Here is a 25,746-nt window from a genome sequence, read left to right as displayed (position 1 = left end):
GCCGCGTAGGGTGGGCCGGGCGGCGATCCGCTTCAGCCCACCAATGACAAGAACGCCTGCTCTCAGAACAGCGACAGCTTGATCACGCAGAACACGGCCAGCGCTACCAGCATGCCGTTCAGCTCACGGGCACGTCCGGCCAGGGTCTTGGCCGCGACCCAGGTGATGAAGCCGAAGGCGATGCCGGTGGCGATGGAGTAGGTCAGCGGCATGGCCAGCGCGGTGACTACCACCGGGGCGGCGACGGTGATGTCGTCCCACTCGATCTCGGCCATGCCCGAGGCCATCAGTACGGCGACGAACAGTAGCGCCGGGGCGGTGGCGAAGGCTGGCACGCTGCCGGCCAGCGGCGCGAAGAACAGGGCGAAGAGAAACAGCACGGCGACCACGATGGCGGTCAGGCCGGTGCGCCCGCCAGCGCTGACGCCCGCCGCCGATTCGATGTAGCTGGTGGTAGTGCTGGTGCCCAGCAGCGAGCCGCCCAATGCTGCGGTACTGTCGGCGATCAGGGCGCGGCCCATTTTCGGCAGGTGGCCGTCCTTGCGCATCAGGCCGGCTTTCTTGGCCACGGCGATAAGGGTGCCGGAGTTGTCGAACAGGTCGACGAACAGAAAGGCGAAGATCACGCTGATCAGGCCCACGTCCAGCGCGCCGGCGATATCCAGTTGCATGAAGGTCGGCGCCAGCGATGGCGGCATCGACACCACGCCACCGAACTCGCTGACGCCGAGCAGGATGCTCAGGCCGGTGACCACCAGGATGCTGATCAACACCGCGCCGGTGATGCGCAGCGCCTCCATGCCGATGATCAGGAAGAAACCGAGGATCGCCAGCAGCGCCTGCGGGCTGCCCAGGTCACCCATGCCGACCATGGTGGCCGGGTTGGCGACGACGATACCGGCGTTCTGCAGGGCGATCAGCGCGAGGAACAGGCCGATGCCGGCGGCGATGGCCGAGCGCAGCTCCAGCGGGATGCTGTTGATGATCCACTCGCGGATCTTGAAGATCGACAGCAGGAAGAACAGGCACGCAGAGAGGAACACGGCACCCAGTGCCACCTGCCAGGTGTGGCCCATGCCCAGCACCACGGTGTAGGTGAAGAAGGCGTTCAGACCCATGCCCGGTGCCAGGGCGATCGGGTAGTTGGCGATCATGCCCATCACCGCCGAGCCGAATGCTGCGGCCAGGCAGGTGGCGACGAACACCGCGCCCTTGTCCATACCGGTTTCGCCGAGGATGCTCGGGTTGACGAAGAGGATGTAGGCCATGGTCAGGAAAGTGGTGACCCCGGCCAGCACCTCGGTACGCACATTGGTGTTGTGGGCTTGGAGTTGGAACAGTCTTTCCAGCATGGCGGGGCTCCCCAGAGGCGCAAGCGGCGCCGGCAATGTTCAGCAAAGCACATCTGCCCGAATCGGCAGATAACGTGCTGGATTCTGCGAAAGGGGCGCATCATAGCAGCAAGATTTTGCCTGGTGAATTTATGACCTTGTGGTCAGTTTTCGTCCATTTCAGCGAGGATTTCAGACATGAGTAAACGCGCCCTGATTGCCGTGGCCGACGGCAGTGAAGACCTTGAATGCGTGACCTTGATCGACGTGCTGCGCCGCGCGGAAATCGAGGTGGTGCTGGCCAGTGCCGAGGATCGCCGGATGATCACCTGTGCCCGCGGTACCCGGCTGACTGCCGATGCCATGTTGCTCGATGTCCTGGCGCAGGATTTCGACCTCATCGTATTGCCCGGCGGTATGCCAGGTGCGCAGCGCCTGGCTGATTTCGAACCGCTGGCCGAGCGGGTACGCAAGCAGGCCAAGGCCGGTGAGCTGTTCGCTGCCATCTGCGCGGCGCCAGCTGTTGCACTGCAGCACTACGGCGTGCTGCGGCAGCGACGGATGACCTGCTACCCGAGTTTCAGTGATCGGCTCAGTGGTTGCAGCTTCGTCGATGAGCCTGTGGTGGTGGACGGCAATTGCATCACCAGCCAGGGGCCGGGCACGGCTCTGGCTTTTGCGCTGACGCTGGTTGAGCAACTGGTGGGTCGCAGCACGCGCAACGAAGTGGCCAAGGCGATGTTGGTGTAGGGCAGCGAGCAGGGCGGAGCGATTGGTGCGCACGGCGCACCCTACCCGTGTGTCCGTAAGGTGCGCCGTGTGCACCGGACAACCGCGATGGCTTATGACTGTTCCCGTTCCAGCAGCTGTCGCTTGCGAGCCAGCCCCCAGCGGTAGCCGCTGAGGCTTCCATCGCTGGCGACCACCCGATGGCACGGCAGCAGCAGGCCGATGGCGTTGCTGGCGCAGGCGCGAGCAATCGCGCGGGGATGGCTGTCCAGTTGCCCAGCCAGTTGCGCGTAGCTGCGGGTTTCGCCTCTGGGAATGCTCTGCAAGGCTTGCCACACGCGCTGCTGGAAGGCGGTACCACGAATATCCAGTGGCAGATGGGCGGCCCGCTCCGGTTCCTCCAGTTGCGCCAGCACCTGTTCCAACGAGGCTCGTAGGCCTTCTTCATCCTCCTCCAGCTGGGCGGCGGCGAAACGCTGTTGCAACTCCTCACGCAGGGCTGCCGGCTCATCGCCGAACAGCAGAGCGCAGATGCCCTTGTCGCTGGTCGCCAGCAACATGTGCCCGAGCGGGCAGGGGGCGATGGCATAGCGCAGATGTTCGCCAGCACCACGCTGGCGGCGTTGGGCGGGGCTCATCGCCTGGGGCTTTTCATACAGTGCGCGGGTGCCGGAGTAGCCGGCGGCCAGGGCTGCATCGAGCACGCTGTCGGCTAGCAGCAGGTGATCGTCCAGGCGCCGGCGTCGTTCGGCGGCGGCCCAGGCGTTGGGCGTCATTCCGGTACGGGCCTTGAAAGCACGTGCCAGGTGGGAAGGTGACAAACCGATTCGGGCGGCCAGTTGTGGCAGGGTGAAGCGCTGCGCCCCGCGCAGCAGTTCGCAAGCCGCCGCGACCAAGGCATCAAGCTGCTGCGCCGGGCTCTGTCCTTGTGGCGAGCAGCGTTTGCACGGGCGAAAACCAGCGGCTTCGGCACTGGCGGCATCGTGGTGGAAGCTGACGTTGTCACGCCTAGGCCGTCGGGCCGGGCAGCTCGGTCGACAGTAGATACCGGTGCTGCGCACGGCGAAGACGAAACGCCCGTCCTGCGCAGCATCGCGTTCGCACACGGCCTGCCAGCAGCGTTCTTGGTCGAGCATCGATTGTGTGCCTCTGGGCGGGAGTTTGCTGACGATTGTCGGTTGCCCTCGACTCCATGCCAATCCGCATTGCACTTTCAAACCCCGTGCAAGGTCAGTTGTATGACGAGGCGAGCACAAATGCAGCTCAGCGCCTTTAATGATCGGTAGGCAGCCGCCGAGGGAGATCGCCATGCGGGGAATGCTCGATAGGTCGGAACAGGAACTGATTCTGGTGGTGGATGACGCCGTGGACTCCCGCCAACGCCTGGGGGCTTTGCTGGTCGACCGCTATCAGGTCAAGCTGGTTGGCAGTGACGAGGCGCTGCAGGCGGCAAGGAGCAAGCCGCAGCCCGACCTGATCCTGCTTGGCTGGCAGGATGACTACGCGCTCTGCCGCCAGATCAAGATCGATGCGCGTACCCGGCATATTCCACTGATCCTGGTGACGGCCAGGAGCGAGGTCGCCGACGAACAACTGGGTTTCGATCTTGGCGCCGCCGATTACATCACCAAGCCGGTCAGCCCGCCCATCGTCCTTGCCCGGGTCAAGGCGCAACTGCAGCTCAAGGCCGCCACCGACTACCTGCGCGACAAGAGCGAGTACCTGGAACTCGAGGTCAAGCGGCGCACCCGCGTCATCCAGAGCCTGCAGGATGTCATCATCGAGGCCATGGCCAGCCTGGCGGTGATGCGCGACAACCCTTGTAGCCGTCGTCTCGTGCGTACCGAACGTTACATGACCTGCCTGGCTGCGGCGCTGGCGCGTCAGCAGCCGGCCTTGTCGGACGAATTGGACGAGGAGCGCATCGCCCAGCTGGGCAAGTCAGCCATGCTGCATGTGATCGACCGACTGACCTTGCCTGACCGCGTGCTGCTCAACCACGGTGAACCGGACGAGGCTGACCTGCGCCTGCTCAAGGAGGGCGTGATCGCTGGGCGCGATGCGCTGGAGCGGGCCGAGCGCCGGCTGGGCAGCATCACCGACTTTCTTTCCGACGCCAAGGACATCGTCTACGGCCAGCACGAGCGTTGGGATGGCAAGGGCTACCCGCAAGGCCTGCATGGCGAGCAGATTCCGTTGTCGGCGCGGTTGATGGCGCTGGTCGGCCACTTCGAGGCACTGACCTGCCCACACCCCTATCTACCGCTGCTCAGCCTGGATCAGGCAGTGGCACAGATCAGCGCGGCCAGTGGTACACGCTTCGACCCGATGGTAGTGCTGGCATTCGTCGAGGCGACGCCTGAGTTCTTGCATATCGCGCAAACCCTTGCCGACGATGCCGCTGCGGTCGGCGTCGAGTTGCAGCGGCTGGAGGACTCGCTTGCCGAAAGCATCGAACTGACGTTGCCGTCGGCACCTTGAGAGATTTACTGCATTCGTCAGCTAGCGAGGCGCTCCACATGGTGGCAGGCCACCTGCCGTGCATCGATCAGCCGCAGCTCGGGGCGCTCCTCCCGACAGCGTTGATCGGCATGCGGGCAACGTTTGTGAAAGGCGCAGCCGGACGGTGGATCGAGCGGATTGGGTAGCTCGCCGCTGACACGTAATCGCGGTTTGTCCGGATTGGGGTGGATGGTCGGCGTCGCTGACAGCAACACCTGCGTATAAGGATGTAGCGGGCGCTCATAGAGCACTTCGGCCGGGCCCATTTCCACTGGGCGACCGAGGTACATCACCAGCACGTCGTCGGCGACATGGCGCACCACCGCGAGGTTATGCGAGATGAACACGTAGCCGGTGCCGAACTGCTCCTGCAGATCCATGAACAGATTGAGCACCTGCGCCTGGATCGACACGTCCAGCGCCGAGGTCGGTTCATCCGCCACCAGCACCTTGGGCTGCAGCATCATCGCGCGAGCCAGGGCGATGCGCTGGCGCTGGCCGCCAGAGAACATGTGCGGATAGCGGTGGTAATGCTCGGGACGCAGGCCGACCTGCTGCATCATCGCCTGCACCTTCTCGCGGCGTTCGGCCGCGCTCAGGCGGGTGTTGATCAGCAGCGGCTCGGCCAATTGGTCGCCGACCTTCTGCCGCGGGTTGAGTGAGGCATAGGGGTTCTGGAACACCATTTGTACGTCACGGCGCAGTTGCCGACGTTCGGCCTTGCTGGCGCCGGCCACCTCACGCCCGGCGATCTGCAGGCTGCCGGAGCTGGGCTGCTCGATCAGGGTCAGGGCGCGGGCCAGGGTCGACTTGCCGCAGCCGGACTCGCCGACCACGGCCAGGGTCTTGCCGGCCTCCAGGTTAAAGGACACACCGTTGAGCGCCTGCACCGTCGCTGCCGGTTTGAACAGGCCGCGCGAGACGCTGTAGTGACGGGTCAGCTCATGGGCCTCGAGTACGTTGCTCATCAGGCCACCTCCAGGGGAAAGAAGCAGCGGGCGGCGCCACGGGCATGTTCGTCCAGCGTCGGTCGTTGCTGGCGGCAGCGCTCCTGCACGTAAGGACAGCGTGGTGACAGCAGGCAGCCCTGCGGGCGGTCATAGCGGCCAGGCACGATGCCGGGCAGGGTGGCCAGGCGGTTGGCCACCGCGCCGTGTTCAGGAAGTGCCTTGAGCAAGGCTTCGGTATAGGGATGACTGGGCGCATCGAACAGGCTCGGTACCTGGCCCAGCTCCACTGCCTGCCCGGCGTACATCACGCAGACGCGCTGGGCGGTTTCGGCGACCACCGCCAGGTCATGCGTGATCAGCACCAGGGCCATGCCCTGGTCGCGCTGCAGGTTCAGCAGCAGCTCCATGATCTGTGCCTGGATGGTCACGTCCAGCGCCGTGGTGGGTTCGTCGGCGATCAGCAGCTTGGGCTCGGCAGCGATCGCCATGGCGATCGCCACGCGCTGGCTCATGCCACCGGAGAGTTGATGTGGATAGGCATCGAGGCGGCTGGCCGCGCCGGGAATCTCCACCCGCTCCAGCAGCTCGAGGGCACGTGCGCGGGCGGCCTTGCCTTTCAGGCCCATGTGCTGGCGCAGCACTTCCTCGATCTGGAAACCCACGGTGTAACTGGGATTGAGGGCGGTCATCGGATCCTGGAAAACCATGGCCAGATCCTTGCCGACGATATGCCGGCGCTGCCTGCCTTTCAGGCGCAACATGTCGGTGCCGTCGAACTGCAGGCAATCGGCATGGACGATGCCGGGAGCGTCGATCAGCCCCATCAGCGCCATCATGGTCACCGACTTGCCGGAGCCGGACTCACCGACGATGGCCAGCACCTCGCCCTTTTTCACCGAGAGGTCGAGGCCATCGACTACGGGTACGGCGTCGGCGCCGCCGAAGCGCACGGACAGATTGTGGATATCCAGCAGGCTCATGCGCAGGCCCTCGCAGGGAGGCGGTGCGCCGTGCGCACCGAATCGAAGTCGTGCATGCAGGCCTCCTCAGATGGCGTTCTTGAGTTTCGGGTCGAGCGCATCGCGCAGGCCATCACCCATCAGGTTGATCGCCAGCACGCTGAGCAGAATGGCCAGGCCGGGCAGAGTGACCACCCACCAGGCGCGCTCGATGTAGTCGCGAGCCGAGGCCAGCATGGTGCCCCACTCGGGCGTTGGTGGCTGCACACCGAGGCCGAGAAAACCCAGTGCGGCGGCGTCGAGAATCGCCGAGGAGAAGCTCAGGGTGGCCTGCACGATCAGCGGCGCCATGCAGTTGGGCAACACGGTGACGAACATCAGTCGCGGCAGGCTGGCGCCGGCCAGTTGCGCGGCAGTGACGTAGTCGCGATTCAGCTCGCCCATCACCGCAGCGCGAGTCAGGCGCACATAGGACGGCAGCGAGACGATGGCGATGGCGAAGATGGTGTTGATCAGCCCGGGGCCGAGAATGGCGACGATGGCCACGGCCAGCAGCAGCGAGGGCAGTGCCAGCATGATATCCATCAGGCGCATGATGCCGGGGCCGAGCAGGCGCGGGAAAAAGCCGGCACAGAGTCCCAGCAGGATGCCGGGAACCAGCGACAACACCACCGAGGCCAGACCGATCAGCAGCGACAGTCGCGCGCCATGGATGATCCGCGAGAGCAGGTCACGGCCCAGTTCGTCGGTGCCAAGCAGGAATTGCCACTGGCCACCTTCCAACCACACCGGCGGGGTGAGCAGGAAGTCGCGGTATTGCTCGCTGGGATGGTGTGGGGCGATCCAGGGTGCGAACAGCGCGCAGAACACGACCAGCAGTATGAACGCCAGGCCGCAGACGGCGCCCTTGTTGTGCTTGAAGGCATGCCAGAACTCCTTCAGTGGCGAAGGGTAGAGCAGGCTCTGGTCGAGGCTGGTGGAGGTGGTCATCGGTATGTCGCCTCCAGGGTAGGGTACGCCGTGCGCACCGATCGTTCGTCACCAATGGTGGTGCGCATGGCCTGGGCGGCCCCGCGACACCCTACGGTCTGTCGATTCATCGTGCCGTCCTTATTTCTGATGGCGAATGCGTGGGTTGGCCAGGCCATAGAGAATGTCCACGATGAAGTTGACCAGTATCACCAGGCAGGCGATCAGCAGGATGCCGTTCTGCACCACCGGGTAGTCACGGGCGCCGATGGCCTCGATCAGCCACTTGCCGATGCCAGGCCAGGCGAAAATGGTTTCGGTCAGCACGGCGCCACCGAGCAGGCTGCCGATCTGCAGACCGAACACGGTCAGTACCGGGATCAGCGCGTTGCGCAGGCCGTGGACGAACACCACCCGTGTCGGTGACAGCCCCTTGGCCCGCGCGGTGCGAATGTAGTCCTCGCGCAGCACTTCGAGCATGGCCGAGCGGGTCATGCGTGCGATCACCGCCAAGGGGATGGTGCCGAGCACGATGGCCGGCAGGATCAGGTGATGCAGGGCGTCGACGAAGGCGCCTGGCTCGTCGGAGAGCAGGGTATCGATGAGCATGAAGCCGGTGACGGGCGGTATATCGAAGAGCAGGTCATTGCGCCCGGACACCGGTGTCCAGCCCAGGCCGGTGGAGAAGAACATGATCAGCAGCAGGCCCCACCAGAAAATCGGCATGGAATAGCCGGTCAGCGAGATGCCCATTATCCCGTGATCGAACAGCGAGCCACGCTTGAGCGCGGCGATGACGCCTGCGATGACGCCCAGCGTACCGGCGAACAGCAGGGCCGCCAGGGCCAGTTCGACGGTAGCCGGAAACAGGGTGATGAACTCGCTCCACACGCCGTCGTTGGAACGCAGGGACTTGCCCAGGTCGCCGGTGGCGAGCTGGCCGATGTAGTCGAGGTACTGGGCGTACAGCGGTTTGTTCAGGCCCAGGCGCTCCATGGCCTGGGCATGCAGTTCGGGGTCGACGCGGCGTTCGCCCATCATCACCTCCACCGGATCACCGGGGATCAGGCGGATCAGCGAGAAGGTCAGCAACGTGACGCCGAAAAAGGTGGGGATCAGCAGCCCCAGGCGTCGGGCGATGAATGACAGCATCAGGCGGTTCTACTCCATGGCTGGAAGCGGGCGCCGGACTGCGTGGCCTGGCGCTGTTGTAGTGATTGCGTAGCCCGGATGTAATCCGGGGATTGGTTGAAGGACGTGGCAAAGAAGTCCCGGATTGCATCCGGGCTACGACGACTCATGGCACTTTAACCCTGGCGAAATTGTTCGAGCCCATGGGACTGAGGACGAAGCCTTCCACGTCCTTGCGCAGGGCGACGAACTGCTTTGGATGCGCCAAGGCGATCCAGGGAGCCTGCTCATGGAAGATCGCCAGTGCCTGACGATACAACGCGGCGCGTTTGCCCTGCTCGGATTCCTGACGTGCCTGGGTGATCAGTCTGTCGAAGTTTTCATCGCACCAGCCGGCCTGGTTCTCGCCGCTTCTGGCGGCGGCGCAGGACAGGTTGGGCGTGAGGAAATTATCCGGGTCGCCGTTGTCGCCGGCCCAGCCCATGAATACCAGGTCGTGCTCGCCATTCTTGGCGCGCTTGATCAGTTCGCCCCATTCGAACACGCGGATGTCGCTTTGAATGCCGATGGCGGCGAGATCAGCCTGCAGCATCTGTGCGCCGATACCCGGGTTGGGATTGGTCGGGCCGCCGCCGGGGCGCGTCCAGATCGACAGCTTGAAACCATCGCCATGGCCCGCTTCGGCCAGCAACTGGCGGGCGCGCTCAGGGTCGTGAGGCCAGTCCTTCAGCGTGTCGTCATGCCCCCACAAGGTTGCCGGGTAGGGCGCAACGGCAGGTGTCGCGTTGCCTTCGCCGTATTGCGCGCGAATGTAGGCAGCCTTGTCGAACGCCAGGTTCAGGGCCTGGCGCACACGCATGTCATCCAGCGGTGGGTGACGGGTGTTGATGCCGATATAGGCGGTCAGCAGCGAGTCCAGCTCCAGTACCTGCAGCTTCGTATCGGCCTTCAGGGCGGGAATGTCCACGGGGCGTGGGAACAGGCTGATCTGGCAGTCGCCGGCCTTCAGGCGTTGCTGGCGCACGTTGGGCTCGGGGGTGATGGCCAGCACCATGCGCTCGATTGCAGGCGGCTCGCCCCAGTAATCGGGGTTGCCGCGAAAGCGTACCTGGGCATCCTTGGTGTAGCGTTCGAAGACGAAGGGGCCGGTGCCGATGGGCTCTGCATTCAATCGTTCAGGCGTGTTCGCGGCAAGCAGGTGATCGGCGTACTCGGCGGAATAAATCGAGGCGAAGCCCATGGCCAGGTTGGCCAGGAAGGGCGCCTCGGGGTGTTTGAGAACGAAGCGCACGCGATGCTCGTCGAGTTTTTCCACGCGTTCGATCAACTGCGCCAGGCCCATCGACTCGGCATAGGGAAAGCCGCGCGGCGACAGTTTGTGCCAGGGGTGAGCCGGGTCGAGCTGGCGCTGGAAGCTCCACAGCACATCGTCGGCATTGAATTCTCTGCGTGGAGTGAAGCCCTTGTTAGCGTGGAACTTCACGCCCTGGCGCAGGGTGAAGGTGTAGCTCAGGCTGTCGTCGGCGATTTCCCAGCTCTTTGCCAGTGCGGGCACGATCTGAGTGCTGCCGGGGGCGAAGTCCACCAGGCGTTCGAACAGCGTCTCGGCGCTGGCGTCGGCCGTGGTCGCCGCCGTGTACTGAACGATGTCGAAGCCTTCCGGACTGGCCTCGGTGCAGACCACCAGATTGTTCGCGGCCTGCGCGTGCACGGTGAGCAGTGCGGCCAACAACAGGCCGCCTCGGAGAAAGGGCATGGGTAACTCCTGTCCAGGGTAGAGGCGGCGTGCCCTGGGCCACGCCGCCTGCCATCACTTGGATATTCCTACACCATAGAAGGAGTTGAGTGCGAACGGACTGATGCGGAAGTCCTGCACTTCCTTGCGCATCGGCTGGTACACGGTGGAGTGTGCCAGCGGGGTGATCGGCACTTCGCGCTTGAGGATCACCTGTGCCTGCTTGTACAGCTCGGTGCGTTCGCCCACGTCGGTGGTGCGCTTGGCGGCCTTGACCAGCTTGTCATAGTCCTCGAAGCACCATTTGGAGAAGTTGTTGCCGTCGACCGCGTCGCAGCCGTAGAGGGTACCTAGCCAGTTGTCCGGGTCGCCATTGTCGCCGCTCCAGCCGATCAACATGGCATCGTGTTCGCCGGCCTTGGCGCGCTTGAGGTACTCGCCCCATTCGTAGCTGACGATGCGGGCCTTGATGCCGATCTTGGCCCAGTCGGCCTGCAGCATCTCGGCGATCAGCTTGGCATTGGGGTTGTACGGCCTTTGCACCGGCATGGCCCAGAGCGTGATCTCGGTGCCTTCCTTGACGCCAGCCGCCTTGAGCAATTCCTTGGCCTTCTCCGGGTCGAAGGCCGGATCCTTGATGTCCTGGTTATACGACCATTGGGTCGGCGGCATGCCGTTTACGGCCAACTGGCCAGCCTTCTGATACACCGCATCGAGGATCGCCTGCTTGTTCACCGCCATGTCCAGCGCCTGGCGCACTTGCAGCTTGTCGAACGGCGGGTGAGTGACGTTGTAGGCGATGTAGCCGACGTTGAAACCGGCCTGCTCGGGCATCTGCAGTTTGGCGTCCTTCTGCAGCGCGTCGATATCGGCCGGGCGCGGGAACAGGGTGACGTGGCATTCGCCCGCGCGCAGCTTCTGCATGCGCACCGAGGCGTCGGTATTGATGGCGAAGATCAGGTTGTCGATCTTCACGTCCTCGGGTTTCCAGTAATCGGTATTGCCCTTGTAACGAATCACCGCGTCCTTCTGGTAGCGGCTGAAGACGAAGGGGCCGGTGCCGATGGGCTTCTGGTTGATATCGGCGGCCTTGCCGGCCTTGAGCAACTGGTCGGCATACTCGGCAGACTGGATCGAGGCAAAGCTCATCGCCAGGTTCTGCACGAAGGCGGCGTCCACCTCGTTGAGGGTGAAGCGCACGCTGTGATCGTCCAGCTTCTCCAGTTTGGCGATGTTGCTATCCATGCCCATGTCGGTGAAGTAGGGGAACTCGGTTGGGTATGCCTTGCGGAACGGGTGATCCTTGTCGAGCATGCGTTCGAAGGTGAACAGCACGTCGTCAGCGTTGAACTCGCGGCTGGGCTTGAAGTACTCGGTGGTGTGAAACTTCACCCCCGGTCGCAGTTTGAAGGTGTAGCTGAGGCCATCGTCGGAGACCTCCCAGCTTTCGGCCAGGCCGGGTTCGACCTTGGTGCCGCCCCGCTCGAACTGGGTCAGACGGTTGAAGATGGTTTCCGCTGCGGCATCGAAATCGGTACCGGTGGTGTACAGGCCCGGGTCGAAACCGGCGGGGCTGCCTTCGGAACAGAACACCAGGTTGGCGGCGCTGGCGAGAGGAGCGCTGGCGATCAGCCCAGCGGTAAGCAAAGCCTGGATAAGGGCGTTCTTGCGCATCATGACCTCTTCATTTTTGTGCTTTTTGTCGAGGAGCTCCTTATGGGAGCCTCCTGGCAAGCTATGCAGGGCATGTGCCTGAGGCAAGCGCGTTTTCGAGGCAAACAAGGTTAGCGCTACAGCGTTATAAGTCGCTGTCGCATTTATGAAAGTGTGCAGGGAAAAGATGGCAAAACGCCGTTATCTGTCGACAACGGCGCTGCTTTGTTGCGGGGCGTGAATCAGGGCATTTGCACTTCGATGACGCCATCGGCGCTTACCGTGACCTGGCTGGTGCCGGCTTCGATTTCCGGTGTGGGCGCTGCATCCATCATCGCCATGCCTTTGGCCTCGAAGTTGCGCATGGCCATCTGCGGCTGAAAGCCGCCGGTGTTCAGGCTCAGGCTGACCAGTTTGTAGCCCTTGCCACCCAGGGCTTCGGTCGCCAGTTGCGCGCGGGCCTTGAAGGCATTCACGGCGTCCTTGAGCATGGCGTCCTCGCGGGTCTTGCGGGTGTCACCGGCGATGCTGAAATCCATACCACCCATCTTCATCTTCTGCAGCAGCTCACCGGTCAGGGTGGACAGGCGGGCGAAGTCTGCACTCTCCAGGCGCACCTCGGCACGCTCGCGCCAGGCAGTGATCTTCTGACCCTTGTCGTCATACACCGGGTAGCTGTTGCGGCTGCCCAGCTTGACCGCCACACCATTCACCTGACGAACCTGCTCCAGGGTCTGGTTCAGGGTATTGGTGATCTCCGCGGCCAGCTTGGCCGGATCGCTGCTCTGCGATTCGGTATAGAGAGTGACGTGCATCAGGTCATGGGCGACCTCCTGATTGACCTCGGCGCGCAGGGCAATCTGGTTGTAGCGAGCCTCGTCCGCCAGCAGACCGGTGCTGGCCAGGCTGGCGATGGTCAGGGCGAGGGCGGAGGCGATACGGGGCATGGTGCGCATGTGCAGTTCCTTTTCTGATGGCCTTGTGGCCGTTTCCCGAGGGTAGACGAAGCCTAGTGACCATTCGGGTTAAATGCGGTTCATCTTTTTATGGTTTGGCGTACAAACGCTAGTCATGCGGCTGTGCGTCCGGTTGACGCAGCGGCGGAAGGCCGCGTCGGGCTTGGTTATACTCGCCTCCAGCCAAGGGCATCTCTGAAAACTACCTGCGTTGTCATCGCAGCGTTAAAACAGGCTAAAAATGCTCATTTACAGCTCGTAAACTGCGCTTTTTCGCCTGTTTTTGCCTTGCGCTGACTGCCTCGCCTACGTTTTCAGAGGCGCCCTCAATGGAGTCTTCATGCTCGAACCCGTGCAGTTATTGTCCGCCAGCCGCCAGAATCTCTGGCGGCTCACCCTGATTCGTATCCTCGTACTGGCCGCCCAGGCTGGCTCGGTGGGGCTCGCCTACAAGTCGGGCATATTGCCGCTGCCCTGGATGCAGTTGTCGGTCACCCTCGGCATATCCCTGCTGCTGTGCTTGGGCACGGCGTTGCGCCTGCGCGGCCCATGGCCGGTCACCGAAGTGGAATACGCGGTGCAGCTGGGGTGCGATCTGATCATTCACAGTGTGCTGTTGTACTACTCGGGCGGTTCGACCAACCCCTTCGTTTCCTACTATCTGGTGCCGCTGACCATCGCTGCGGCGACCCTGCCATGGATGTTCACCATCGTCCTCTCCGGCATGGCGCTGACTGGCTATACCCTGCTGCTGGTGTGGACGCACCCGATGGAGCTGCCCGCCGCGCGCGAGAGTCTGCTGGTCTATGGCATGTGGCTGAGCTTCGCTCTGGCCGCGTCGTTGATCACCTTCTTCGTCGCCAAGATGGCCGAAGAGCTGCGCCGCCAGGACGAGCTGCGCGCCGAGCGTCGTGAGGAAAGCCTGCGTGATCAGCAGTTGCTGGCCGTGGCCACCCAGGCTGCCGGCGCCGCCCATGAACTGGGCACGCCATTGGCGACCATGAGCGTGCTGCTCAAGGAACTGCGTCAGGAATACCGTGACAAACCGGCTCTGCAGGACGACCTGGCGTTGCTGCAGGAGCAGGTCAAGCTGTGCAAGTACACCCTGCAGCAACTGGTGCGTGCTGCCGAGAATGATCGGCGTCAGGCGGTGGTGGAGCAGTCCTGTGTCGAATGGCTGGAAACGACCTTGAATCGCTGGCACCTGATGCGACCCGAGGCCAGCTATCGCTACCAGTGCCTGGGGCGCGGTACGCCGCCCAAGCTGATGCCGCCCGCCGATCTCACCCAGGCGCTGCTCAACCTGTTGAACAATGCTGCCGACGCCTGTCCGGACAAGCTCGACATTCGTTTGGACTGGGATCATCAGTGGGTGCGTCTGAGCATCCGTGATCATGGCGCTGGCGTGCCGCTGGCCATCGCCGAGCAGCTTGGCCGGCCGTTCTTCACCACCAAGGGCAAGGGTTTCGGCCTGGGATTGTTCCTCAGCCAGGCCAGCGTGACCCGCGCCGGTGGTACGGTTAAGTTGTATAACCATGAAGAAGGCGGCACCCTCACCGAATTGAAGTTGCCGCGAGCCTATGGCGTGGCCTGAGAAGGAAAAACCAGCATGAGCGAAGAATCCCTGTTCGAAGGCGAAGAGCAGCCCCACCTGCTGCTGGTGGACGATGATCCGACCTTTACCCGCGTCATGGCGCGCGCCATGAGCCGTCGCGGTCTGCGCGTGTCCACCGCGTCCAGCGCCGAAGAAGGCCTGGCGCTGGCCAAGGAGGATCTGCCCGATTACGCGGTGGTGGATCTTAAGATGGAGGGCGACTCTGGCCTGGTGCTGCTGCCCAAGCTGCTGGAGCTGGACGCCGAAATGCGCGTGGTGCTTCTCACTGGCTATTCCAGCATTGCCACTGCGGTTGAGGCGATCAAGCGCGGGGCCGCCAACTACCTGTGCAAGCCGGCCGATGCCGATGATGTGCTGACTGCACTGCTCTCCGAGCATGCCGATCTGGATAGCCTGGTACCGGAAAACCCGATGTCGGTGGATCGCCTGCAGTGGGAACATATCCAGCGTGTTCTGGCCGAGCACGAAGGCAATATCTCTGCGACAGCCCGCGCCCTGGGCATGCACCGCCGTACCCTGCAGCGCAAGTTGCAGAAGCGCCCGGTTCGCCGCTGAGGCTTTTGGCGAGCGGCTCATAACGAGTAGGGCGTGCTCGGCTTTGGTTGCCTGCGTCGTTCCACCTCCCGCATGCATGTCGTCGTCACGAAGCAGTACGCTGCTGGTGTTGCGCTGGCACGCTGTGACCTGAGCTGCGAGGACTCGGTGGACTGTTCGCTACGCTACGAGCGGCCGGCGACCCGGTTCACCCTACTTGCGCTACGAGCGGCTGGCGATGCGCGCTGAGTCCACCATAGCCCAGAGCGCCTGAATCCTGGGCCGCCGCGATGATTGCCCATAGCCGGAAAATGCTTAGCCGGCTAACATAGGTTGTCAGACGACCTTTCGGTGCCGTGATGTTCGCCGTCATCCAGCAAACCCTCGCCATTACTGCACCCGTATTCGCCATGCTGTTTCTCGGCGTGGCTCTCAAGCGCCTGCACTGGATCGACAACGCCTTCATCGAAACCGCGTCCAGCCTGGTGTTTCGCGGCACCATGCCGACCCTGCTGTTCATCGGCATCGTCAAGGCCGACCTGAGTGCGGCGCTGCAACCCGAGTTGCTGCTGTTCTTCGTGATCGCCACGCTGGTGTGCTTCGCCATCGCCTGGGCATGGGCGATCTGGCGAGTGCCGCACGTCGACCGCGGTATCTACACCCAAGGCGCGTTTCGCGGTAACAACGGTATCGTCGGTCTGGCGCTGGCCACTAGCATGTACGGCGACTACGGCCTGTCGCTGGGCGCGGTGCTCGGTGGCGTGGTGATCCTCTGTTACAACGTGCTCTCGGCCATCGTCCTGGCCATCTACAGCCCGGGTGCGAAGACCGGTGTGCTGGCCATCAGCAAGAGCATTGTGACCAATCCGCTGATCATCGGTGTGCTGGCGGCGATTCCCTTCGCCTACTGGCAGATTCCGCTGCCAGCCTGGCTGATGACCTCAGGGCAGTATTTCGCGCAGATGACCCTACCGCTGGCGCTGATCTGTATCGGCGGTACGCTCAGCCTCAACTCGTTGCGCCGCAGCAGTGGCGTCGCCGTCGGCTCCAGCCTGATGAAAATGGTCTGGCTGCCGCTGATCTCGACGCTGGGGGCCTGGTTGTGGGGCTTTCGTGATGCCGACCTGGCGATTCTCTTCCTCTATTTCGCCAGCCCGACGGCAGCGGCCAGTTTCGTCATGGCGCGTGCCGTCGGTGCCAACCATGAGCTGGCTGCGGCGATCATCGTGATCACCACGCTGGCGGCGGTGGTCACCACCAATATCGGCCTGCTGATCCTGCAGTGGGGCGGGTGGATCTAGGATCGGGCGTAGGGCAGGGGTAACCCGCCAGCGTGCTAATGGCGGTCGTACCTGCCCTGCGTTTCATTTGCTCTGATATTCCTCGATGACTTCCTGGGCGGCGCGGAAGGCGTCGATGCTGGCTGGCACGCCAGCGTAAACGGCGCAGTGCAGCAGGGTTTCGCGGATTTCCTCGACGGTGCAGCCGTTGTTCAGGGCGCCACGCACGTGGCCTTTTAGCTCCTGCGGGCACTTCAACGCGGTCAGTGCGGCCAGGGTGATCAGGCTGCGGGTCGCGCGCGGCAGGCCGCTGCGCGTCCACACGCCACCCCAGGCATGCTCGTTGACGAAATCCTGCAACGGCTGAGTGAATTCGGTGGCATTACCCAGGGCGCGGTCGACGAAGGCGTCGCCCATCACCTCGCGGCGGACTTTCAAGCCTTGGTCATGTGTGTCGCTCATTGCGTTTGCATCCTCGTATCAGTCCAGTGCTTCGATGCGTACCGGCACCACGCCGGCGCGCAGCATGTCCAGGCGCTCAGCGGCGGCGCGAGAGACATCGATGACGCGCCCGCGCACGAACGGGCCGCGGTCGTTGATGCGCACCACCACACTGCGCTCGTTGTTCAGATTGGTGACGCGCACTCGGGTGCCGAAGGGCAGGCTGCGGTGTGCGGCGGTCAGCGCATTCTGGTTGAAGCGCTCGCCGCTGGCGGTCTTCTGTCCATGATGGCGATCACCATAGTAGGACGCCTTGCCACTTTCGCTGGCGCCACTGCCACCGCCGCCAAAGGTAGAGCAGCCGGTGAGCAGGGCGAGTACGCCGAGCAGAGCGTATGTCTGTAGCCCGGAGGCTATCCGGGGTAGTGAGAATTCCCGGATTGCATCCGGGCTACGGGTGGCCATCGCGGGGTTCTCCTGATGGAAAGACGCCGGGCAAGCCCGGCGTCGTTTCGTAAGCAAGCGAGACGGTTCGACTCAGCCTTCGAGCTTCTTCTTCAGCAGTTCGTTCACTTGCCCGGGGTTGGCCTTGCCCTTGGAGGCTTTCATGGCCTGACCGACGAAGAAGCCGAACATCTTGCCGCGCTTGGCTTCGTCGCTGGCGCGGTACTGCTCGACCTGCTCGGCGTTGGCGGCCAGCACCTCGTCGAGCATCGCCTCGATGGCGCCGGAGTCGGTGACCTGCTTGAGGCCCTTCTTCTCGATGATCTCGTCGGCGCTGGCGCCTTCACCGGCGGCCAGGGCTTCGAAGACCATCTTGGCGATCTTGCCGCTGATGGTGTTGTCCTTGATGCGCAGGATCATGCCGCCCAGTTGCTCGGCGGACACCGGCGACTGCTCGATCTCCAGGCCTTCCTTGTTGAGCAGGCTGGACAGCTCGCCCATCACCCAGTTGGCCGACAGCTTGGCGTCGCCGCAGGTCTTCTCGACCGCTTCGAAATAGTCGGCCATCTCGCGGCTGGCAGACAGTACGCTGGCGTCGTAGGTGGACAGGCCGAACTGGCTTTCGAAACGCTCGCGCTTCTGCGGCGGCAGCTCGGGCAGCTCGGCGCGCAGTGCGTCGAGGAAGCTGCGCTCGATGACCACCGGCAACAGGTCGGGGCAGGGGAAGTAACGGTAGTCGTTGGCTTCTTCCTTGCTGCGCATGGAGCGGGTCTGATCCTTGTTCGGATCGTACAGGCGGGTTTCCTGCACCACCTTGCCGCCGTCCTCGATCAGCTCGATCTGGCGCTGCACTTCATGGTTGATGGCCTTTTCGATGAAGCGGAAGGAGTTGACGTTCTTGATCTCGGCGCGGGTGCCGAACTCGGCCTGGCCCTTGGGGCGCACCGAGACGTTGCAGTCGCAACGCAGCGAGCCTTCGGCCATGTTGCCGTCGCAGATGCCCAGGTAACGCACCAGTGCGTGGATGGCCTTCACATAAGCCACCGCTTCCTTGGCGGAACGAATGTCCGGCTCGGAAACGATTTCCAGCAGCGGTGTGCCGGCGCGGTTCAGGTCGATGCCGCTCATGCCCTGGAAGTCTTCGTGCAGGCTTTTGCCGGCGTCTTCTTCCAGGTGCGCGCGGGTGATGCCGATGCGCTTGACGGTACCGTCTTCCAGAGTGATGTCGAGGAAGCCCTTGCCGACGATGGGGTGATCCATCTGGCTGGTCTGGTAGCCCTTCGGCAGATCCGGGTAGAAGTAGTTCTTGCGCGCGAAGACGTTACGCTCGGCGATCTCGGCGTCAATGGCCAGGCCGAACTGGCAGGCCATGCGCACGGCTTCGGCGTTGAGCACCGGCAGAGTGCCGGGCATGCCGAGGTCGACCAGGCTGGCCTGGGTGTTGGGCTCGGCGCCGAAGGTGGTGGCGCTGGCCGAGAAAATCTTCGATTGGGTGCTGAGCTGAGCGTGAATCTCGAGCCCGATGACTGTTTCCCACTGCATCTTTATCGTCCTCAGAAGCCGCTCGGTGCTTGTTTATGCCAGTCGCTGACCTGCTGGTACTGGTGCGCGACATTGAGCAGACGACCTTCCTGGAAGTAGTTGCCGAGCAACTGCACGCCCACCGGCAGGCCATCGACGAAGCCGGCCGGCATCGACAGACCGGGGATGCCGGCCAGGTTGGCGGTGATGGTGTAGATGTCTTCCAGGTAGGCGGAAACCGGGTCGGCGTTCTTCTCGCCGAGTTTCCAGGCCAGGTTCGGCGTGGTCGGGCCGAGGATCACGTCGACGTCCTTGAAGGCGGCGACGAAGTCGTTCTTGATCAGCCGGCGGATCTGCTGAGCCTTGATGTAGTAGGCATCGTAGTAACCGGCGGACAGCGCGTAGGTGCCGACCATGATACGGCGCTTCACTTCGGCGCCGAAGCCTTCGCCACGCGAGCGCTTGTACAGATCCTGGAGGTCTTTCGGGTTCTCGCAGCGGTAGCCGAAGCGCACGCCGTCGAAGCGCGACAGGTTGGAGCTGGCTTCCGCCGGAGCGATCACGTAGTAGGCCGGGATGGCGTGCTGCATGTTCGGCAGGCTGATTTCCTTGACAGTGGCGCCGAGCTTTTTCAGCTCTTCGACCACGGCCAGCACCTTCTCGCCGATACGCGGATCGAGGCCGGCGCCGAAGTATTCCTTCGGCAGGCCGATGCGCAGGCCGGCCAGTGGCTGGGCGAGGGCGGCCAGATAGTCATCGACTGGCTGATCGACGCTGGTCGAATCCTTCGGGTCGAAACCGGCGATGGCGCCGAGCAGCAGGGCGCAGTCCTCGGCGGTGCGGGCCAGCGGGCCGCCCTGATCGAGGCTGGAGGCGTAGGCGATCATGCCCCAGCGCGAAACACGGCCGTAGGTCGGTTTGATGCCTGTGAGGTTGGTCAGTGCGGCCGGCTGGCGGATCGAGCCGCCGGTGTCGGTGCCAGTGGCGGCCGGCAGCAGGCGTGCAGCGACCGCCGCCGCCGAGCCGCCCGAGGAACCGCCAGGCACGCGAGTCAGATCCCAGGGGTTCTTGACCGGGCCGTAGTGGCTGGATTCGTTGGCCGAGCCCATGGCGAACTCGTCCATGTTCAGTTTGCCGAGCGTTACGGCACCGGCAGTGGCGAGTTTCTCGACCACGGTGGCGTCATAGGGGGCCTTGAAACCGGTGAGGATCTTCGAGCCGCAACTGGTCAGCACGCCGTTGGTGCAGAACAGATCCTTGTGGGCGATCGGCGCGCCGAGCAGGGCGCCGTTCTCGCCGGCGGCACGGCGGGCGTCGGCGGCCTTGGCCTGGCCAATGGCCAGATCTTCGGTAACGGTGATGAAGCTGTTGAGCTGCGGGTCGAGCTGAGCGATGCGCGCCAGCAGGTTGCGGGTCAGCTCTTCGGCGGAAAACTGCTTGGCGGCGAGGCCTTGGGCAATCTCGGCGAGGGTCAGTTGATGCATGGGAACCCTTTTCCTTTTATTCGATGACTTTCGGCACGAGGTACAGGCCGCTTTCCACGGCCGGGGCGATGGCCTGGTAGGCGTCGCGCTGGTTGCTCTCGGTAACCACGTCGGCGCGCAGGCGCTGGGTGGCTTCCAGCGGGTGAGCCAGGGGTTCGATGCCCTGGGTATCGACGGCCTGCATCTGGTCGATCAGGCCGAGGATGTTGTTCAGGGTTTCGGTGGTTTGCGGAATATCGCTTTCGTTCAGACCCAGGCGGGCCAGGTGGGCGATTTTTTCCACCTCGGAGCGTTCAAGCGCCATCGGGGTTCTCCAGTGGAAGAGTGAAAGGTGGGCTTCGGTATGCAGGTCGCAGGGAACAGATGTCGCGAGCAGGCGGTCAAAGGCCGCGATGTGCGGCTGCAAGGCCCGGAAAAACAGGCAATCTACCATATTGCCGCCTTGCTCAAAATCCCTGCCGTTGTTAGAGTTTGCCGCACTTTTTACCTGCGCGTTTTGCGCGCCTGGCCTTCACCCACGCGTTGCCTAGGGTCCCTTCCTAATGTTCAAGAAACTGCGTGGCATGTTTTCCAGCGATCTGTCGATCGACCTGGGCACTGCCAATACCCTTATTTATGTGCGCGAGCGCGGTATCGTCCTGAATGAGCCGTCCGTGGTCGCTATCCGTACCCACGGCAACCAGAAGAGCGTCGTGGCCGTCGGTACCGAAGCCAAACGCATGCTCGGCCGTACGCCGGGCAACATTTCTGCCATCCGCCCGATGAAGGACGGCGTCATCGCCGACTTCAGCGTCTGCGAGAAGATGCTGCAGTACTTCATCAACAAGGTTCATGAGAACAGCTTCCTGCAGCCATCGCCGCGCGTACTGATCTGCGTGCCGTGCAAATCGACCCAGGTCGAGCGCCGTGCCATCCGCGAATCCGCTCTGGGCGCTGGTGCACGTGAAGTGTTCCTGATCGAAGAACCGATGGCCGCAGCTATCGGTGCCGGGCTGCCGGTCGAGGAAGCCCGTGGTTCGATGGTCGTCGACATCGGCGGCGGCACCACCGAGATCGCCCTGATCTCCCTCAACGGTGTGGTCTATGCCGAGTCCGTCCGTGTTGGTGGCGACCGTTTCGACGAAGCCATCATCACCTACGTGCGCCGCAACTACGGCTCGCTGATCGGTGAAGGCACCGCCGAGCGTATCAAGCAGGAAATCGGCACCGCCTACCCGGGCGGCGAGATCCGTGAAGTCGACGTACGTGGCCGTAACCTGGCCGAAGGCGTACCGCGCAGCTTCACCCTGAACTCCAATGAAGTGCTCGAAGCGCTGCAGGAATCCCTGGCAACCATCGTTCAGGCGGTCAAGAGCGCGCTGGAGCAATCGCCTCCCGAGCTGGCCTCGGACATCGCTGAGCGCGGTCTGGTGCTGACTGGCGGTGGTGCGTTGCTGCGTGACCTGGACAAGCTGCTGAGCCAGGAAACCGGCCTGCCGGTGATCGTCGCCGAAGACCCGCTGACCTGCGTCGCCCGTGGCGGCGGCAAGGCGCTGGAAATGATGGATCGCCATGCGATGGATCTACTCTCCACCGAGTAAGCCTTCCATCCGTGGCTCGCTGTCGTGCCGCCTCCGGGCGGCACTCGCATATTCGAGCATTGCAGTACACTCGGCCCAACCTTCGCCTGACCGGTTTGCCTTTCGCATGAATTCGCGCGCTTTCCGCCCTCGTGGCACACAAGGAGTCGGCCATTAAGCCGCTCTTCGCCAAAGGTCCTTCGCTGGGCATCCGCCTGCTGGTGCTGGCCGTGCTTTCGGCTGTGTTGATGGTGGTGGATGCGCGTTTCGATGCGCTCAAGTCGGCGCGCAGTCAGATGGGCCTGGTACTCACGCCCTTCTATTGGTTGGCCGATCTGCCGGTGCGTGCCTGGGATGGCGCCACGCAGCAGATTTCCTCGCGCAGTGAGCTGATGGCCGAGAACGAGAAGCTCAAGGCCGAAGCGTTGCTGTTGCAGCGCCGGCTGCAGAAACTCGCCACTCTCACCGAGCAGAACGTGCGCTTGCGCGAATTGCTCAACTCGTCGGCGCTGGTGGATGAGGAAGTCCTGGTCGGTGAACTGATTGGTGTCGATCCCAATCCCTATACCCATCGCATTCTCATCGACAAGGGCGAGAAGGACGGAGTGTTCCTCGGTCAGCCGGTGCTCGATGCCCGCGGCCTGATGGGCCAGGTGGTCGAGATCATGCCCTACACCTCGCGGGTGCTGCTGCTGACCGATACCACCCACAGCATTCCGGTGCAGGTCAACCGCAATGGCCTGCGTGCCATCGCTGTCGGCACTGGCAACCCGGAACGTCTGGAGTTGCGTCACGTGGCCGACACGGCCGATATCAAGGAAGGCGATCTGCTGGTCAGCTCCGGAATGGGTCAGCGTTTCCCGGCGGGTTATCCGGTGGCCACGGTCAAGGAAGTGATCCACGACTCCGGGCAGCCCTTCGCCATCGTCCGGGCCGTACCGACTGCGGCGTTGAACCGCAGTCGCTACCTGCTGCTGGTGTTTTCCGACCGGCGCACACCGGAGCAGCGTGCCAATGACTCGGCCGAAGCCCAGGAAGCGGCGGATCGCGAAGCCGAACAGGTGCAGCAGGGCGAGCAGGCTTCAGGTACTACGCCTGCTCCCGCCGAGCCGGCAGCACCGGTTGAAGCGGCCCCCGTACAGGAGGCCAATTGATGGTCGGCATACAGGCGCGTAATGGTTGGGTGATCTGGCTGACCCTGGCCCTTGGGCTGCTGCTCAGTGTTTCGCCACTACCCGAGTTCATGCAGATCGGTAGGCCGCTCTGGGTGGCACTGGTGTTGACCTACTGGGTATTGGCATTGCCGCACCGTGTCGGCATGACCACCGCCTGGGTGCTGGGGCTGGCGCAGGATGTACTGTTCGGTACGCTGCTTGGGCAGCATGCGTTGATCCTGACCCTGATCACCTTTCTGGTGCTGAGCCTGCATCAGCGCCTGCGCATGTTCCCCATGTGGCAGCAGAGCATGGTGCTGATGGTGGTGTTCGGCCTGGCTCAGCTGGTACAGCTATGGCTCAATGCCCTGACCGGCAGCCGTCCGCCCACGCTGGCCTTCGTCTTACCTGCGCTGGTCAGCGCACTGCTCTGGCCGTGGATCTGCGGTTTCCTGCGCGGGCTGCATCGCCGCCTGAACGTCAACTGAGATCGGCCACGGGGTACGCCGGGCCGAGACTCGTCCGATAACAGGCCGTTGAAAAACGTAGGCGAGACAGGCAAGACAAGGCAAAAACAGCCGAAAAAGCGCAGTTTAGGTGTGCTAAATGAGCATTTTGACTGGGCTCGCACGCGAGGCTGTTTTTAACGCAGTATTGCCAACGTAGGTAGTTTTTCAACGGCCTGTAGGGAGAATTCTCATGGCCACGCTCTTCCTGGCCTCCGCTTCGCCCCGTCGTCGTGAACTGTTGGCTCAGATCGCTGTGCCATGCGTCACGCAAATCGCTTCGATAGATGAAACCCCCTTGCCTGATGAGCCCGCCGCAGCCTATGTAGAACGTCTGGCGCTGGAAAAGGCACGCGCTGGCCTGGCTGCGCTGGGGGCGGACGATGCGGTGGTGCTGGGGGCCGATACGGCTGTGGTGCTCGATGGCCGAATTCTCGGCAAGCCGCTGGATTACGAGGATTTTCGCCGCACGCTGAGCGGCCTTTCTGGTCGTAGTCATCAGGTGATGACAGCTGTGGCGCTGGTCAGTCGCCAGGCCGAAGCCGCTCAGGTGGTATGCAGTGAGGTTACTTTCCGTGATCTCAGTGAGGCGGAAATCGCTGCCTACTGGGCCAGCGGAGAACCCTGCGACAAGGCGGGCGGTTATGGTATTCAAGGGCTGGCGGCGGTGTTCGTCAGCCGTATAGAGGGCAGCTATTCGGCGGTAGTCGGGCTGCCATTGTGTGAAACGGCGCAGATGCTGGGCGACTTCGGCATTGCCTGCTGGCAATCGGAAACCGCGAACTAATTGAAATTGCCGCCCGCGGCTGGCAACGAATCCATCAGGACGGATGCATGAGCGAAGAGATTCTGATCAATATCACGCCGATGGAGTCGCGCGTGGCCGTGGTGGAAAACGGCGTGCTGCAGGAAGTGCACGTCGAGCGCACGCAAAAGCGCGGCATCGTCGGCAACATCTATAAAGGCAAGGTGGTGCGCGTACTGCCGGGCATGCAGGCGGCGTTCGTCGACATCGGCCTGGAACGCGCCGCGTTCATCCATGCTTCGGAAATCTCCACCCGTGAAGGTGCTGCGGTCGAGCCGATCAGTGCGCTGGTGCACGAAGGGCAGAGCCTGGTAGTGCAGGTGACCAAGGATCCGATCGGCAGCAAGGGCGCGCGCCTGACCACGCAGCTGTCGATTCCTTCGCGTTACCTCGTGTACATGCCGCGTACCAGCCATGTCGGCATTTCCCTGAAGATCGAGGACGAGGCCGAGCGCGACCGCCTCAAGCAGGTGGTGGCCGATTGCGTGGCAGCCGAGGGAATCGAGGAGGCCGGAGGCTTCATTCTGCGCACTGCGGCCGAAGGCGCTGGTGCCGACGAGATTCTCATCGACATTCGTTATCTGCGCCGCCTGTGGGATCAGATCGCCGCGCAGATCCAGAACGCCAAGGCGCCGGTGGTGATCTACGAGGATCTGTCGCTGGCGCTGCGTACCCTGCGTGATCTGGTCAGCCTGCGCACCGAGAAGATTCGCGTGGATTCGCGGGAAACCTTCCAGAAAATCACGCAGTTCGTCGCTGAACTGATGCCAGAAATCGCCGACCGACTGGAGCACTACCCGGGCGAACGGCCAATCTTCGACCTGTATGGCGTCGAGGATGAAATCCAGCGCGCACTGGAGCGCAAGGTGCCGCTCAAGTCCGGCGGCTACCTGGTGGTCGATCCGGCCGAGGCGATGACCACCATCGACGTCAACACCGGCGCCTTCGTCGGCCATCGCACCCTGGAAGAAACCATCTTCAAGACCAATCTGGAGGCGGCCACGGCCATCGCGCGGCAGATGCGCCTGCGCAACCTGGGCGGGATCATCATCATCGATTTCATCGACATGGAAGACGAGGAGCACCAGCGCCAGGTGCTGCGCACCCTGGAGAAACAGCTCGAACGCGACCACGCCAAGACCAACATCATCGGCATTACCGAACTCGGCCTGGTGCAGATGACCCGCAAGCGCACGCGCGAGAGCCTCGAGCAGATTCTCTGCGAGCCATGCAGCGCCTGCCAGGGGCGCGGTAAGTTGAAAACCCCGGAAACCATCTGCTACGAGATCTTCCGCGAGATCCTGCGTGAGGCTCGCGCCTATCAGGCCGAGAGCTACCGCGTGCTGGCCAACCAGAAGGTGGTCGACCGTCTGCTCGATGAAGAGTCAGGGAACGTCGCCGATCTTGAAGCCTTCATCGGGCGAACCATCAAGTTCCAGGTGGAAAGCATGTATTCCCAGGAACAGTACGATGTGGTGCTGCTCTGAG

24 protein-coding genes are annotated in these 25,746 nt (G+C 63.2%); 10 read left to right on the top strand and 14 right to left on the bottom strand.

Going from position 1 to position 25,746, the window contains the following annotated elements; all coding sequences use genetic code 11:
• Nucleotides 1–62: 62 nt before the first annotated feature.
• On the bottom strand, nt 63–1,352 hold the full coding sequence (locus C7A17_RS06025) for an NCS2 family permease (protein ID WP_106737164.1): 1,290 nt from the start codon (nt 1,350–1,352) through the stop codon (nt 63–65).
• Between the two features lie 177 nt (nt 1,353–1,529).
• Between C7A17_RS06025 and C7A17_RS06020 the strand changes: the two genes are divergently transcribed.
• Nucleotides 1,530–2,081 carry a DJ-1 family glyoxalase III gene (locus C7A17_RS06020; protein ID WP_106737163.1) on the top strand — a complete coding sequence of 184 codons (552 nt, stop codon included), beginning with the start codon at nt 1,530–1,532 and terminating at the stop codon, nt 2,079–2,081.
• Between the two features lie 92 nt (nt 2,082–2,173).
• On the opposite strand, the gene ada is transcribed toward C7A17_RS06020, so the two are convergent.
• Complete coding sequence (gene ada / locus C7A17_RS06015; RefSeq protein WP_106737162.1) at nt 2,174–3,196, bottom strand: bifunctional DNA-binding transcriptional regulator/O6-methylguanine-DNA methyltransferase Ada; 1,023 nt, start codon at nt 3,194–3,196, stop codon at nt 2,174–2,176.
• 172 nt (nt 3,197–3,368) lie between these two features.
• Here ada and C7A17_RS06010 point away from each other — a divergent pair, with 172 nt between their 5' ends.
• Nucleotides 3,369–4,541 carry an HD domain-containing phosphohydrolase gene (locus tag C7A17_RS06010; protein ID WP_106737161.1) on the top strand — a complete coding sequence of 391 codons (1,173 nt, stop codon included), beginning with the start codon at nt 3,369–3,371 and terminating at the stop codon, nt 4,539–4,541.
• 17 nt (nt 4,542–4,558) lie between these two features.
• On the opposite strand, the gene C7A17_RS06005 is transcribed toward C7A17_RS06010, so the two are convergent.
• The 7 genes from C7A17_RS06005 to C7A17_RS05975 all read right to left on the bottom strand — a co-directional run bounded on the left by C7A17_RS06005 (nt 4,559) and on the right by C7A17_RS05975 (nt 12,915).
• Nucleotides 4,559–5,530, bottom strand: a complete 972-nt coding sequence (locus C7A17_RS06005) for a peptide ABC transporter ATP-binding protein (RefSeq protein ID WP_106737160.1) — start codon at nt 5,528–5,530, stop codon at nt 4,559–4,561.
• Entirely contained in the window at nt 5,530–6,492 is a 963-nt protein-coding gene (locus tag C7A17_RS06000) for an ABC transporter ATP-binding protein (RefSeq protein ID WP_106737159.1), read from the bottom strand. Before C7A17_RS06000 ends, C7A17_RS06005 begins: the two co-directional genes overlap by 1 nt.
• 66 nt (nt 6,493–6,558) lie before the next feature.
• Entirely contained in the window at nt 6,559–7,461 is a 903-nt protein-coding gene (locus tag C7A17_RS05995) for an ABC transporter permease subunit (RefSeq protein ID WP_106737158.1), read from the bottom strand.
• A 120-nt stretch (nt 7,462–7,581) separates the two neighbouring features.
• Nucleotides 7,582–8,592: an ABC transporter permease subunit gene (locus C7A17_RS05990; RefSeq protein ID WP_106737157.1), complete on the bottom strand. Its 1,011-nt coding sequence runs from the start codon at nt 8,590–8,592 to the stop codon at nt 7,582–7,584.
• Nucleotides 8,593–8,737: 145 nt separating this feature from the next.
• A complete protein-coding gene (locus C7A17_RS05985; RefSeq protein WP_106737156.1) occupies nt 8,738–10,327 on the bottom strand; it encodes an ABC transporter substrate-binding protein in 1,590 nt (529 codons plus the stop codon).
• A gap of 54 nt (nt 10,328–10,381) precedes the next feature.
• Nucleotides 10,382–11,980 (bottom strand): ABC transporter substrate-binding protein, encoded by a 1,599-nt coding sequence (locus tag C7A17_RS05980; protein WP_106742773.1) that lies wholly within the window; start codon nt 11,978–11,980, stop codon nt 10,382–10,384.
• 221 nt (nt 11,981–12,201) lie between these two features.
• A complete protein-coding gene (locus tag C7A17_RS05975; RefSeq protein WP_106737155.1) occupies nt 12,202–12,915 on the bottom strand; it encodes an SIMPL domain-containing protein in 714 nt (237 codons plus the stop codon).
• 340 nt (nt 12,916–13,255) lie between these two features.
• Here C7A17_RS05975 and C7A17_RS05970 point away from each other — a divergent pair, with 340 nt between their 5' ends.
• The 3 genes from C7A17_RS05970 to C7A17_RS05960 all read left to right on the top strand — a co-directional run bounded on the left by C7A17_RS05970 (nt 13,256) and on the right by C7A17_RS05960 (nt 16,365).
• On the top strand, nt 13,256–14,509 hold the full coding sequence (locus C7A17_RS05970; protein ID WP_106737154.1) for an ATP-binding protein: 1,254 nt from the start codon (nt 13,256–13,258) through the stop codon (nt 14,507–14,509).
• Nucleotides 14,510–14,524: 15 nt separating this feature from the next.
• The gene (locus tag C7A17_RS05965; protein WP_106737153.1) at nt 14,525–15,085 is read left to right on the top strand and encodes a response regulator transcription factor; all 561 of its coding nucleotides are present in this window, start codon (nt 14,525–14,527) and stop codon (nt 15,083–15,085) included.
• 338 nt (nt 15,086–15,423) lie between these two features.
• Complete coding sequence (locus C7A17_RS05960) at nt 15,424–16,365, top strand: AEC family transporter (RefSeq protein WP_106737152.1); 942 nt, start codon at nt 15,424–15,426, stop codon at nt 16,363–16,365.
• A 63-nt stretch (nt 16,366–16,428) separates the two neighbouring features.
• Here C7A17_RS05960 and C7A17_RS05955 read toward each other — a convergent pair whose 3' ends face one another.
• The 5 genes from C7A17_RS05955 to gatC form a co-directional block, all read right to left on the bottom strand.
• Nucleotides 16,429–16,806, bottom strand: coding sequence for a carboxymuconolactone decarboxylase family protein (locus tag C7A17_RS05955; RefSeq protein ID WP_106737151.1), 378 nt, complete (start codon nt 16,804–16,806; stop codon nt 16,429–16,431).
• 18 nt (nt 16,807–16,824) lie between these two features.
• Nucleotides 16,825–17,250, bottom strand: a complete 426-nt coding sequence (locus C7A17_RS05950) for a septal ring lytic transglycosylase RlpA family protein (protein WP_106737150.1) — start codon at nt 17,248–17,250, stop codon at nt 16,825–16,827.
• A gap of 72 nt (nt 17,251–17,322) precedes the next feature.
• Entirely contained in the window at nt 17,323–18,771 is a 1,449-nt protein-coding gene (gatB, locus tag C7A17_RS05945) for an Asp-tRNA(Asn)/Glu-tRNA(Gln) amidotransferase subunit GatB (protein ID WP_106737149.1), read from the bottom strand.
• A gap of 11 nt (nt 18,772–18,782) precedes the next feature.
• Nucleotides 18,783–20,234 (bottom strand): Asp-tRNA(Asn)/Glu-tRNA(Gln) amidotransferase subunit GatA, encoded by a 1,452-nt coding sequence (gene gatA, locus C7A17_RS05940; RefSeq protein ID WP_106737148.1) that lies wholly within the window; start codon nt 20,232–20,234, stop codon nt 18,783–18,785.
• A 16-nt stretch (nt 20,235–20,250) separates the two neighbouring features.
• The gene (gene gatC / locus C7A17_RS05935) at nt 20,251–20,538 is read right to left on the bottom strand and encodes an Asp-tRNA(Asn)/Glu-tRNA(Gln) amidotransferase subunit GatC (protein WP_106737147.1); all 288 of its coding nucleotides are present in this window, start codon (nt 20,536–20,538) and stop codon (nt 20,251–20,253) included.
• 238 nt (nt 20,539–20,776) lie between these two features.
• On the opposite strand from gatC, the gene mreB reads away from it, so the two are divergent.
• From mreB to rng, 5 genes are all read left to right on the top strand, one after another.
• Nucleotides 20,777–21,814 (top strand): rod shape-determining protein MreB, encoded by a 1,038-nt coding sequence (gene mreB, locus C7A17_RS05930; RefSeq protein WP_013714086.1) that lies wholly within the window; start codon nt 20,777–20,779, stop codon nt 21,812–21,814.
• Nucleotides 21,815–21,945: 131 nt separating this feature from the next.
• Nucleotides 21,946–22,947: a rod shape-determining protein MreC gene (mreC, locus tag C7A17_RS05925; RefSeq protein ID WP_106737146.1), complete on the top strand. Its 1,002-nt coding sequence runs from the start codon at nt 21,946–21,948 to the stop codon at nt 22,945–22,947.
• A complete protein-coding gene (gene mreD, locus C7A17_RS05920) occupies nt 22,947–23,435 on the top strand; it encodes a rod shape-determining protein MreD (RefSeq protein WP_106737145.1) in 489 nt (162 codons plus the stop codon). The genes mreC and mreD overlap by 1 nt, the downstream gene beginning before the upstream one ends.
• A gap of 211 nt (nt 23,436–23,646) precedes the next feature.
• Nucleotides 23,647–24,240 (top strand): Maf family protein, encoded by a 594-nt coding sequence (locus tag C7A17_RS05915; protein ID WP_106737144.1) that lies wholly within the window; start codon nt 23,647–23,649, stop codon nt 24,238–24,240.
• A 47-nt stretch (nt 24,241–24,287) separates the two neighbouring features.
• The gene (rng, locus tag C7A17_RS05910) at nt 24,288–25,745 is read left to right on the top strand and encodes a ribonuclease G (RefSeq protein ID WP_106737143.1); all 1,458 of its coding nucleotides are present in this window, start codon (nt 24,288–24,290) and stop codon (nt 25,743–25,745) included.
• Nucleotide 25,746: the final 1 nt, after the last annotated feature.

The organism is Pseudomonas mendocina (genome assembly GCF_003008615.1).
Classification (GTDB): Bacteria; Pseudomonadota; Gammaproteobacteria; order Pseudomonadales; family Pseudomonadaceae; genus Aquipseudomonas; species Aquipseudomonas mendocina_C.
The sequence above is the reverse complement of the archived record's forward strand: the minus strand, read 5'-3'. Positions and strand labels throughout refer to the sequence as shown.